Annotated in this window: 11 protein-coding genes; all 11 read left to right on the top strand. The window is 37.0% G+C overall.

Annotated elements, in window-relative coordinates:
• Window positions 1–136 precede the first annotated feature (136 nt).
• Window positions 137–859 (top strand): WecB/TagA/CpsF family glycosyltransferase, encoded by a 723-nt coding sequence (locus GVV19_RS05805; protein WP_159646225.1) that lies wholly within the window; start codon window positions 137–139, stop codon window positions 857–859.
• Window positions 856–1,965, top strand: a complete 1,110-nt coding sequence (gene wecB / locus GVV19_RS05800) for a non-hydrolyzing UDP-N-acetylglucosamine 2-epimerase (protein WP_159646222.1) — start codon at window positions 856–858, stop codon at window positions 1,963–1,965. Before GVV19_RS05805 ends, wecB (GVV19_RS05800) begins: the two co-directional genes overlap by 4 nt.
• A gap of 14 nt (window positions 1,966–1,979) precedes the next feature.
• On the top strand, window positions 1,980–3,791 hold the full coding sequence (locus GVV19_RS05795) for an EpsG family protein (protein WP_159646219.1): 1,812 nt from the start codon (window positions 1,980–1,982) through the stop codon (window positions 3,789–3,791).
• Window positions 3,792–3,806: 15 nt separating this feature from the next.
• Window positions 3,807–5,000 carry a glycosyltransferase family 4 protein gene (locus GVV19_RS05790; protein WP_159646216.1) on the top strand — a complete coding sequence of 398 codons (1,194 nt, stop codon included), beginning with the start codon at window positions 3,807–3,809 and terminating at the stop codon, window positions 4,998–5,000.
• Window position 5,001: 1 nt separating this feature from the next.
• Window positions 5,002–6,018, top strand: a complete 1,017-nt coding sequence (locus tag GVV19_RS05785; protein ID WP_159636242.1) for a polysaccharide biosynthesis protein — start codon at window positions 5,002–5,004, stop codon at window positions 6,016–6,018.
• Complete coding sequence (locus tag GVV19_RS05780; protein WP_159646213.1) at window positions 6,018–7,127, top strand: polysaccharide biosynthesis C-terminal domain-containing protein; 1,110 nt, start codon at window positions 6,018–6,020, stop codon at window positions 7,125–7,127. The genes GVV19_RS05785 and GVV19_RS05780 overlap by 1 nt, the downstream gene beginning before the upstream one ends.
• Complete coding sequence (gene wecB / locus GVV19_RS05775) at window positions 7,128–8,255, top strand: non-hydrolyzing UDP-N-acetylglucosamine 2-epimerase (protein ID WP_159641247.1); 1,128 nt, start codon at window positions 7,128–7,130, stop codon at window positions 8,253–8,255.
• The gene (locus GVV19_RS05770) at window positions 8,252–9,442 is read left to right on the top strand and encodes a glycosyltransferase (RefSeq protein ID WP_159646210.1); all 1,191 of its coding nucleotides are present in this window, start codon (window positions 8,252–8,254) and stop codon (window positions 9,440–9,442) included. Before wecB (GVV19_RS05775) ends, GVV19_RS05770 begins: the two co-directional genes overlap by 4 nt.
• A gap of 187 nt (window positions 9,443–9,629) precedes the next feature.
• Complete coding sequence (locus tag GVV19_RS05765) at window positions 9,630–10,595, top strand: glycosyltransferase family 2 protein (RefSeq protein WP_159636250.1); 966 nt, start codon at window positions 9,630–9,632, stop codon at window positions 10,593–10,595.
• Window positions 10,596–10,605: 10 nt separating this feature from the next.
• Window positions 10,606–12,090, top strand: a complete 1,485-nt coding sequence (locus GVV19_RS05760; protein WP_159641253.1) for an O-antigen ligase family protein — start codon at window positions 10,606–10,608, stop codon at window positions 12,088–12,090.
• A gap of 97 nt (window positions 12,091–12,187) precedes the next feature.
• Entirely contained in the window at window positions 12,188–13,144 is a 957-nt protein-coding gene (locus GVV19_RS05755; RefSeq protein WP_159646207.1) for a glycosyltransferase family 2 protein, read from the top strand.

Raw genomic sequence — 13,144 nt, 5'->3', positions numbered from 1 at the left:
GAAATAAGTTTAGTGGTGAAGTAATCATGAGATATTCATCAGGAATGGTTAACTATGACCACCAAATATGATATTATAGATACAGATATTTACGAACTGAACGTATCGGTTTATAAGTGCCGAAAGGAATTGAACAATGAAAGACTTACTTAAAAAAGTCACGCAAATGCCGCGTGACGAAGTCAATGAATTTTTGACACAAAAAATTATGCAACACGAACGGGTCAACTTAGTGACAGCAAACCCAGAAATTATGATGCATGGAAGCCAAGATGAATCCATAGCTCGTTTTCTGCTTGATGAATCTACGCTCATAACTCCAGATGGAATCGGGGTTGTGAAGGGATACAACAAGCTTTTTTCAGCAGATATTAAACGCGTTACAGGTGTTGATACAGTGAGTGACATGCTCAAGATTTCTAGTGAGCAAGGTTTCTCGCTTTTTGTCTATGGTGCGAAACAAGAGGTTCTCGACAAATTTAAAGAAATTCTTGATATTGAATATCCAGGAATAGTTATTAATGAACTGCTTAATGGCTATGACAATACATTTGAAGATGCTATTGAAGCGATGAAAGGGTATAACTCTGACCTTGTACTCGTTGCGTTGGGAGTACCGCGTCAAGAACGTTTCATGATTGAAGCTGCCACAATTCAACAAGGTGTATTCATTGGATGTGGTGGTAGTATCGACGTTTTAAGCGGTATGATTAAACGCGCACCTAAGTTAATCATGGCAATGAACCTTGAATGGCTCTACCGTATTGCATTTGATCCCAAACGCATGAAACGTTTTTGGAACAACCAAGTTGTGTTTATGAGAAAAATTTACAAACTTAAATCGGAGGAAAAACAATGATTAAAGTATTATCCATATTTGGTACACGCCCAGAGGCGATTAAAATGTGCCCACTTGTCAAAGAATTACAATCCCGCGAAGCGATTCAATCGGTCGTTTGCGTAACAGGGCAACACCGTGAAATGTTAGATGCTGTTCTTGAAGTCTTTGATGTTGTACCTGATTATGACCTTGCAATCATGAAACCAAAGCAAACTCTATTCGATGTTACAACTGAGATTCTCAATAGAATCAAAGAAGTGTTAGAAATTGAAAAACCAGATATTATTCTTGTACATGGTGATACACAAACAACATTCGTTTCAGGACTTGCTGCATTCTACATGCAAATTCCTGTAGGTCATGTTGAAGCTGGATTAAGAACATACAATATCTATTCACCATTCCCTGAAGAATTCAACCGCCGTGCTGTGGGTCTCTTCGCTGCGAAACACTTTGCACCGACACAACAGTCTTACGATAACTTAATTCGTGAAGGAATCTCCAAAGAACTTGTGGTTATTACTGGTAATACCGCAATTGATGCTTTAAAAACGACGGTTCGTGATAATTACGACCATCCAATCCTTCAATGGGCAAAAGGCAGTCGATTAATTCTTATTACTGCTCATCGTCGTGAGAATATTGGTGAACCGATGCGTCAAATGTTTAAAGCCATTAAACGCATTATCGATACTCATCCAGATACTAAAGCAGTCTATCCAATTCATATGAATCCCGTTGTTCGAAGTATCGCAGATGAAATCCTCGGAGATGACGATCGCATTCGTATAATTGAACCGCTTGACGTAATTGATTTCCACAACTTTTTAAATGCATCATACCTTGTATTAACCGACTCTGGAGGAATCCAAGAAGAAGCACCAAGTTTAGGGAAACCGGTTCTAGTTATGCGTGATACAACTGAACGCCCTGAAGGAATCGCTGCTGGAACACTCAAACTTGTCGGTGTTGAAGAAACTCCAATTTATAATGCATTTTATGACTTATTGAATAATCAAGAAACTTACGATGCGATGTCTCATGCAACGAATCCTTATGGTGACGGAACCGCATGCGTTCAAATTGCTGACTCCATTATCCAAATGTTCCAAGATAAGGCGTAGAGAAGGGGTAAATTATGTATTATTTACTATTCATCTATCTTTTGGCAATTAGTTTTATCCCGTTGCCAAAGAAATACGAACAGAAAGACAAACTTATACGCTTAATCTTTGCGGCAGTGCCACTGATTCTTATTTCAGTTATGAGATATGGCGTAGGTGCCGATTACTTCTCATATCAATATCTCTACGATAAGACGTCTTATGTATCTACCTCTGTTATGCGATGGGAATTTCCCAACATTGATATTGGCTTTCTTTATCTGATGAAAGGATTCGGTCTGTTACATATCCCATATTGGGGCTTTGTAGCAATCCTCTCAACACTCCAAATTTTAGCAATGTCTTGGTGGATTTATCGAAACTCTGAAAATGTTGGTCTCTCAATGCTTGTCTACTATGCAATGTTCTTGTTTGTATGGAACTTTAGTGCTTTACGACAAGGTCTTGTGATCACATTTGCACTTCTATTATTTGATAAAGATTTTGAAATGCCTGTATGGGCTGAAATCCTATTAATTCTTGGATTATCGCTCTTCCATTCAAGTGCCTTAATTTTACTCTTGTATGTTATTTCAAAACGTATCAATATTTCCAGAAATGCGATACTTGTCATTTTTGTTACATGTATTGTTATCAGTTTATTACCATTCAGTACATTACTTGGAAGATTTGCTCATATTGAAATTGTGGCACGTTTTCTTGAATATGTCGGAACAACAGGGTATCGCAATCTACTATCATTTGCATCTTTAGCCAGAATAGCACTCTTTGTAGGAACTGTCTTGTTCTATAAAGCCATTACTTCGGATACTTATTCAAAGAATATTGTAAATGCATTCCTTCTTGGATTTGCACTCTACCTTGCACTGTCATTTGCACCAGTTGCTGCGGGGCGCTTTGCATCCTATTACTATATTCTTGCAATTCTTGTATTCCCAATGATTGTAACGAAAGGTCCTGAAGTTTATGCACGTCTATTCTCAGCAATCCATATCGTGATTACGAGTGCACTCGTAATTTTCTTGGGCGTTTCGCTAATGAAAGAAGTAAGTACAATGGCAGAACAAACAGAGTATGTTGGGGATGCACGAATGATGCCGTACACGACACTCATGAATAAAGATGCAACACAATTTAAGAGCACTTATGCTCATTTAGTTTATGATTATGAACAACGTGATGTTCGATATCTTGACTTTAAAGCTAAAGAACAAACGGTAACTGGCAACATTAAACCAGCCCGTGAACAAGATACTTTTGTATCGGTATGGTCAGAAAGTCTTCAAACATATATTTACTTGAACCAAAGAGGGGAACGTGTTACTGATTTAACATCAAATACACGAAGTCCAATCTATGGCTACAATATTATGTACCCAAATTTTTATGGAGGATATCCAATTGATTCTGTTTACAATTTAGTAACTGAGTCAATTTCTGATCCACGCACAATTGGTCCTGAAGTATCGCTTGATTTCGCTCGCAGTAATGAGTACCCAGTGACTGTTGAGATGACGCAAAACGAACTTGATTCGCGAATTCTAGCTTTATTTGATGATGTAACACAAATCACGAGCATTTTAGAACGGACCTTCGTACAAAATGATTACAAAATCTACGAAATTGTCTTCCAAACCGTTCCAATGCATGTCTACACAGATATGGATAATAAACCATTGGTTGATCGTCACTTTTCAACTGGAACACGACTTTACAACAATGCGTTTATAGTCACAGAAGGTTTTAAAACTCGTGAGATTTATAATCTCGACAATACATTAATTTGGGTAGAGCCCGCACAATCAACAAGTACGATTAAGAATTAGAAAGAAGGTGTCACTATGAATGTACTATTTCTGAGTTCAACGCATGCTGGCGTCGTCGACAAGGGAATTTATTCCGATCTTATGTTGTATTTCGCAACACAAGGTCATAATGTTACGATTGCTTATAGCAGCGAATCACCTTCAGTCGAAGTATCAGATTCATACGTTCATGACAAGATTCGTTATGTCATGAGCAAATCCGCAAAACTCACAAAAAATAAAAATATGATTCAAAAAGGAATTGCAACAATCACGTTTGATTCAAAGCTCAAACGTACGATAAAGAAAGAACTTGCCAATGAAACCTTTGATATTGTTCTTTACGCAACGCCACCAGTAACAATCGTAAGTACGCTCAAGTATTTACACAAAACAAATCCCAATGCATTCTTCTATCTAATGCTAAAGGATATTTTCCCACAGAATGCAGTTGACTTGAATATTATGGGAAAAGGAATTATTTTCCGATATTTCAAACATATGGAAAAACAACTGTATGCATTATCTGATTTCATCGGAACCATGTCACCCCGAAACTTAGACTATATCGTTGAAAAAAATCCAGATCTTGTTGATAAAGTTGAGGTACTTCCTAATACGACAAGCCTTAACACCGATGAAGGGCGACCTTTGAGTCGAAAAGAATTGGGATTGCCTGAGAACAAGAAACTTCTGTTCTATGGTGGTAATTTGGGGTTACCTCAATCTGTACCATTCATCCTGGAATGTTACGAGAAGATCAAAGATCGAGAAGACCTTGGCTTCGTTATTGTTGGAAGTGGTGCTCAGGCTGATTTGATTACCGACTACATAGCAAATGAAAAACCACAATCACTCTACTATTTCAAACACAAACCCCATCATGAGTACATTCAAGTGATGGCACAGTGTGATGTTGGTTTGGTATTCTTAGACCATAAATTTACCATTCCTAATTATCCGCAGCGAATTCTTGCATATATGGCACAAAGCATGCCAATCATCTGTGCAACAGATGAAAGTAGTGATATCGGAACAATCGCAGTTGCAAATGACTATGGTTTCGCAGTATCAAGTAATGATTCCGATCAGTGGCTTGAAGCAGTGGACGTACTAATCAACAATCCTGATAAAGCTATCCAAATGGGTGAGGCGGCATTCACTTACCTCAAAAACCATTACACAAGTGACAAAGCATATGACATTATCATGAAACACATGGAGGTATAACATGGACGAGAATACAATTATTTTAATCACCGGTGGTACAGGTTCTTTTGGACACGCAGTCGTTAGACGTTTACTTAACGATAATCTTGCTAAAGAAATCCGGATTTTATCCCGTGACGAAAAGAAACAAGATGATATGCGTAAAGAGTTTAATGATGACAGACTACAGTTTTATATTGGCGACGTACGTGATAAATCATCGTTAGCTTATGCAGTACGTGGTGTAGATTTTATATTTCATGCCGCAGCACTAAAACAAGTTCCATCATGTGAATTTTTCCCAATTGAGGCTGTAAAAACGAATGTAATCGGAACCGATAACGTTCTAGAAGTAGCGGTTGAGAATAATGTAAAACGTGTTGTTTGCCTATCAACCGACAAAGCCGCATATCCAATCAATGCAATGGGAATCTCCAAAGCGATGATGGAAAAAACATTCATTGCGAAAGCACGACTCGCACAATCAACTGGAACTGTAATCTGTGGAACGCGATACGGAAACGTCATGGCATCACGCGGATCCGTTATTCCATTGTTCTTTGACCAAATTAAACAAGGAAAGGCACTAACAATTACCAATCCTCAAATGACTCGTTTCCTTATGTCACTAGAAGATGCTGTAGATCTTGTCCTCTTTGCATTTGAAAATGGTGAGCCGGGCGATCTTTTTGTTCAAAAATCACCAGCAAGTACGATTGAAGATCTTGCGACAGCAATCTTAGAAATGACACATTCAGACGTTGGAACACGAATTATTGGGACTCGTCATGGAGAAAAAGTTTCCGAAACACTCTTAACACGCGAAGAATTTGTGAAAGCAGATGATTTAGGAGAGTACTACCGTGTACCTATGGATCAAAGAAGCTTAAACTACGATAAATATTTTATTGATGGTGAAGAACATCCGACTGAAGCAGAGTATAACTCTGATAATACATACCGTCTAAATGTCGAAGAGATTAAAGAACGGCTTGCAAATTTATTTGAAATTCAAGAAGAACTTTCGAGGTTTCAATAATGAAGGTTCTGGTAACAGGCGCTTCAGGATTCATTGGTAAAAACCTCATTGCATCACTTCATAACCTCGGTTATGAGGTTTTTGCGTTTGATAGAGAATCTACACAGCAAGATCTCATTTTGTACACAAAAGAAGCCGACACTGTTGTTCATTTGGCGGGAATAAACCGACCTGAAAATCCTGCTGAATTTAAAGAAGGTAATACCGATTTAACGCAACAAATTTGTGAATTGTTGGCTCAACATCAAAATCAAGCACCACTTATTCTCTCAAGTAGTATTCAAGCTTCCTTAGATAATCCTTACGGACAAAGCAAACATGATGCAGAAACCATAGTGAAAAATCACGCCGCTAAAAACAACAGCCGTGTTATTATATACCGTTTTTCAAACCTGTTTGGAAAATGGTCGCGCCCCAATTATAATTCGGTTGTTGCAACATGGTGCTATAACATCAGTCGAGATCTCGAAGTAAATTTATCGGATCCAAATGTCACCTTAACATTAGAATATATCGATGATGTAGTACACGAGTTGATTCGAGCAATCAATGGCAATCCAAATATTGATAATGAATCCATTGCGACAGTTCCTGTCTCACATACCGTAACATTACAAGAACTCTTGAACCTCATTCAATCCTTCAAGCAATCACGAATTGATTTGAGAATTCCAGACGTTGCGGACCCCTTGACACGAAAACTCTATAGTACGTATTTAAGTTATCTAGATATTAATGATTTCTCGTATCCGTTAATGATGCATTCCGACAACCGTGGAAGTTTCACGGAAATATTCAAGAATGACCATGCGGGACAAGTTTCTGTAAATATATCGAAGCCCGGAATTACAAAAGGTAATCACTGGCACCATTCAAAAATTGAAAAGTTTTTGGTTGTCCAAGGCGAAGGCACATTTCAATTTCGACATATTATTACAAACGAAATCATTGAATATCAAATCAATGATGAGAATATGACGATTGTTGATATACCACCAGGATATACTCACAATATTATTAACACCGGAACAACTGATCTTGTCACCATTATTTGGGTGAACGAGTATTATGATCCAAATAATCCAGATACATATAGCATGGAGGTCTAAATGAAAAAGTTAAAAGTTATGACTGTCGTGGGAACACGACCAGAAATCATTCGATTATCAGCAGTAATCAACCGTCTTGAGAGTAGTGATGCTATTGAACATGTTCTCGTTCATACAGGGCAAAATTACGACTATGAATTAAATGAAGTCTTTTTCAAAGATTTCAACATTCAAAAGCCTGATTATTTCTTAGAAACTGCAACAGGACAGCCAATTGGAACGATTGGTAATATCCTCATTAATATTGAACCAATTTTACAAAAAGAAGCACCGGATGCATTCTTGGTCCTCGGTGACACTAATAGTTGTTTATGCGCGATTGCTGCGAAACGAATGCACATTCCGATTTTCCATATGGAAGCAGGGAATCGCTCCTTTGATCAACGAGTGCCCGAAGAAACAAACCGAAAAATTGTTGATCATATATCTGATATCAATCTTACCTACAGTGATATCGCACGTGAGTATCTACTACGCGAAGGTATTTCATCTGATCGAATCATTAAGACCGGAAGTCCTATGTTTGAAGTTATCGAATCACGACGTCAAGATCTTGAAAACAATACCATATTGGAATCGTTGGGTCTTCGTAAAGGACACTATTTTGTGGTGTCTGCCCATCGTGAAGAAAACATTAGTTCTGAGGTGAACTTCATGAATCTTGTGGATACACTCAATACCATAGCTGAAGTTTATGATATGCCAGTTATTGTTAGTACACATCCACGAACTCGAAATATGATTGAAAAGAAAAATATTACGTTCCATTCTAATGTTCAAATTCTCAAACCAATGGGATTTAACGACTATGTTACGTTACAAATGCACGCAAATGTAACGCTTAGTGATAGTGGTACAATTTCAGAAGAGTCATCAATTTTGGGATTTAAAGCACTGAATCTTCGCGAAGCACATGAACGTCCTGAAGCAATGGAAGAGGCTTCGGTCATGATGGTTGGACTTCATAAAGATCGTATCCTTCAAGCATTACGCGTTCTCGAGACACAATCAACCGAAACATTACGAACCGTCGCCGATTACAGCATGCCTAATGTTTCAGAAAAAGTACTTCGAATCATTATTTCATATACCGATTATGTTAACCGAACAGTTTGGCAAAAAATATGAAAGTACTCTTTATAAATTCAGTTGTAGATTTCGGTAGTACAGGTAAAATTGTACGACAACTGTCAGATGCACTTATTCAAGAGGGCCATGAAACACTCATAGCATATGGTCGAAATTATGATGAGAATGCTGCTAATTCATATTACATTGGTGATAAACTGGCGACGTACTGGCATGTTGGTATGACGAGACTTTTTGGTCAACACGGACTTCACTCGAATAAAGCAACAACAAGGCTGATTCGAAAAATCGAAAGCTACAATCCTGATGTTATTCACATACACAATATTCACGGATACTACCTTAACGTTAAAATGTTGATGAATCATTTGAAGAATAGACCTCATACGCGCATCGTCTGGACACACCATGATTGCTGGGCATTTAGTGGGAGTTCTGCATATTTTTCTTATAGTGGATGCAAGGTGTGGGATCAAGGCTGTGTTGAATGTGTATCTACAAAAGAATATCCTGAAGTTAAACTTTTCGCTAATCAAAAAGAAAACTTTAAATGGAAACGCGAAGCTTTTTCCAACTTTAATAATCTAAACATTGTGGTTCCTTCTGAATGGCTCAAAAATCTTGAAATGGATACTTTTTTTATTGAGTATCCAATTACGAGAATTTACAATGGCATCGACTTAGAAGTCTTTAAACCACAAGAACCAACACAAAATAAAAAAATTGAAATTTTAGGAGTCGCTAATTTATGGGAAACGCGCAAAGGCTTGCAAGATTTTATTGAACTCGCAAAGCGCTTGGATGAGCGTTATCACATAACTCTAGTTGGTGTTAGTGAATCACAAATTACAACGTTGCCCCAAAACATAACAGGAGTTCAACGTACTAATAACCAGCAAGAATTAGTTCAACTCTATAGTAATGCTGATGTCTATTTGAATCTGAGTGTTGAGGAAACACTCGGTATGACGACAATTGAAGCACTTGCTACTGGAACACCTGTTATCACCTATGATAAAACTGCTGTGCCTGAAGTTGTCACAGAAGCAGTAGGGAAGGTTGTTGCAGCAAATGATATTGATGCCTTAGTGAATACACTTGAGACATTCTCATTTGATGCGTACACTATTGACCAATGTGTTGCACGCGCACATGAATTTGCAAAAGAATCGATGATCAAGAACTATATAAAAATGCTTATTAATGAAGAAACAGCGAATGGGTAAATTTGCTGTTTCTTCATTTATGTGAATGTTCACATATCCGTATGTTTTTAATCAAAGTGTAATACAATAGATAGTGCAGATTTCACTAATAAACAAAGGAAATTATGCATTTTCAAAAACTTGAACACATAATTTATCAATGATATAATTATGCTAGTTTTGCCAAAATAGAGAAAGGGATATAAAGATGACAATCAGTGTAATTGTACCCGTATACAACGTCGAAAAATATCTTGCAAAGTGTCTTGACTCACTCGTGAATCAAACACATAAAGAATTCGAAATCATACTTGTTAACGATGGATCAACAGACAGCAGTCAATCAATTATTGAATCGTATCAAGCGCAATACCCACAACGAATAATACTTATTAACCAGGAAAATGCAGGCCAAAGTGCCGCACGTAACCGAGGAATTCAAGAAGCTAAAGGGAAATACATCTACTTCTTGGATAGTGATGACTACATTAAACCAGATACATTGGCTATTATGTATAAAACAGCAGAAATGAATAAACTGGATTATGTTATTGATGGCTTTGAACAGGTTGACGAAGATGGCATTAAACTTAGTACCTATTCAATACCAACAATTCCGCATAATGTCGTATTTGACCCACGAACCAATGATGAATTGTTCTTGATTCATAATTCTGTATGGAATCGACTATACGTTCGAGATTTAATTATAGATAACGATCTCCATTTCATGTCAGGTGTTTGGTATGAAGATCTTCTCTTTGGACATCAATACCTCATCTATGCAAAAAGAGCTATGGTTATTAACCAACAATTCTACTATTATGTTCAACGTCCTGGTTCAATCATGTCCTCAATGACGTCTGAAAAAAACCTCGATATTAAGATAGTATTTGATGAACTCATTAAGTACTATAAAGAAAAACGTGTGTATGGACAATATAAAGAGCTTATCGAATTTATGGCAATTAATGAATTTTATATTGCAACCATGGTACGGTTAATTCGAACCAATACCATGGACTTGGCACATCAAGTACGCGATGCGTTCGAAACATCTTTCCCAAATTACCAAAAGAACCCACGTATCGCAAGTTTTCCTATGAAACGAAAACTTGTGTACAAACTTTTAAACATGAAAATGTATCGAATACTCGCAAAATTATTTAAGTAAGGAACCGTATATGAATATTTATGAAGACAAACCACAGCTAATATCAACACGAACAGTTATGATTTCCTTTGCTGTTGTTATGATTATCCAGCCTTTGTTTGACATTATGTCATACTTCACTAACCAAATCGGAATTACATCAATATCAACGCTAGTACGATTTGGCTTGCTAGGACTTGTAACACTCTTTGGATTTATTATTTCTAAACGCAAAGGTCGATATTTTATTTGTGCAGGGGTGCTTGCCGCATTTTTTGCATTGCACTTTATGGCCAATTATCTGGCCGGTTACTTATCAATTGGATCAGACATTGCCATGTATGCACGGGTCATCCAATTGCCACTCTTTTTTCTTGCGTTCTTAGATGTCTTTGATGTCATGAAAAAAGAATACACAACTGAAGAAATTAATCATTATGTCAACAAACTCGTTGTTGGAATTCTGCTCACAATCACAGCATCCATTGCCTTATCATACATAATCGGTATGCCTGAATACACCTATAACAATGGACTCGCAGGACCACACGGTATCAAAGGATGGTTCTTAAATGGGAATTCACAGAGTGTGATTTTGTGTGTCGTTGTCTCGATTACTTTAATGACTGCCGTTCAATCTAAAAACTGGTTCATTACAATCGGACTCTTTGCAATAGGTTATGGTTCTTTGTTCTTCTTTGGGACAAAACTATCCTTCTATGCAATGTACTTAATTTCAGCAGCATTAATCGTTATCATTCTTCTTTCAAAAGAAAAACAATGGTTAAAAATCTTACTAGTTATCGTCGCAATTGTTTCTGTCTATGCATTTAGAACACAATCGCCAATGTATGTGAATACTTACTACACCGATCAATCATTTGCGGAATGGCAGCATCAAATTGAGGATATAGAGAAAGAAGATCCTACAAAACCAACGAATCCAATTTCAGTAAAAACAGATAAAGCATACTTCGAGCAAAATCGTGAGCTTTATATTAAAACATATAGCTTGAACTCTAAATCGCTCGTCGATGTTTTTGGAATTGATCGCGTTGCCGAAAAATACGATTATACTCTAGATGCTACAATTCTCATCAATAATCGCAATATTAAACTCGTTGCTGCATCCTTAGTCTATGATGATGCATCAACTTTACAACATGTATTTGGATTTGAGCAACAACGTTACTATGTTGGCGGCGAGAATTTTGATTTAGAAAATGACCTTCACGGTATATTCTATTCATATGGTTATGTCGGCTTTGCGATGTACCTCGGATTCATTCTTTATGTGCTCCTACGTGGTATTTACAGTTACTTCTTTAGCAAGGAATTCCGATTCAACCAAAATTTAGCAATTTATCTTGTCGCATTAGGTTTAATCATGGGTGCTTCGCAATTCTCTGGACATGTACTTAAAAGACCGAATGTTGTCTTCTACATTTCGCTTGTAATGGCACTTGTAACCATAAATTCGGAAACCATCCTAAAACGGTTTAGATTAAAAAAATAGATGCTTCGAGGGGTCAGTGGTTTTTCCATTGACCCCATGATATTGAAGCGGTTGGTACTAAATGGTAAAATAAGACTATGAAATTAAGAGGGATTCTATGATAAAAATAAGTGTCATCATTCCAGTATATAATACTGAAGAATATATTGGAGAATGCTTGGATTCATTAATTAGCCAAACATATCCCAATATGGAAATAATTGCTGTAGATGATGGATCAACGGATGGAACGCTAGAGATTATGAAAACATATGAAGCACAACATCCTGATAAATTAAAAGTATTAACACAAGCAAATCAAGGTCAAGCTGTTGCGCGTAACTATGGATTGGAGTTTGCTACTGGAGAATACTTAGGATTTGTAGACAGTGATGATTGGGTTGACAAAGATATGTATGAAAAAATGATTCATCAAGCAACTGCTACATCGGCAGACATTGTCATTGTAGATATGGTTGATCATTTTCCAAATCGAACAATCTACCACCATGCATCCGTATTTGATAATAAATTCAAAGTTACGCCATCTGCGTGCAACAAGTTGTTTAAACGTGATTTTGTAGGGGACGTTCGTTTTCCAAAGGGATTATGGTATGAAGATTTTTGCTTCACTACAAAGCTACTCTTTACAACAGATGCAATAGCAACGATTCATGAAGGACTTTATCATTGTCACGCACGTGAAGTTTCAACAATGTTCAACAATAACTCCGAGAAAAATTTAGATATGATTGTAATCTTGGATGAATTAAAAGACTATCTACATAAGCAGAATTTATGGGATAGCAATAAATACGTATTCAATTACTTGATTGTTGACCACGTACTCATTACGACGATTAATCGTGTCTCAACACAGAAAAATGAAGCCAGAAATCACGTCATTAAAGAGCTTCGTCGCTATGCGACTAGCAACGATGTATCCATTTCAGATGCTCAAGAGAAATTCAGTATTCCTAGCAAGCGTGCGTTGATTGCAAAATTAAACTTAAATGGAATGCACGCTGTTTCAAGAACTATTTTAGACATTACTGCAAAAATTAAGCGAGGATAA

It is taken from the genome of Erysipelothrix anatis, from assembly GCF_009828745.1.
GTDB lineage: Bacteria > Bacillota_I > Bacilli_A > Erysipelotrichales > Erysipelotrichaceae > Erysipelothrix > Erysipelothrix anatis.
Note: the sequence above shows the minus strand (reverse complement) of the source record. Positions and strands in the feature narration are given on the sequence as shown.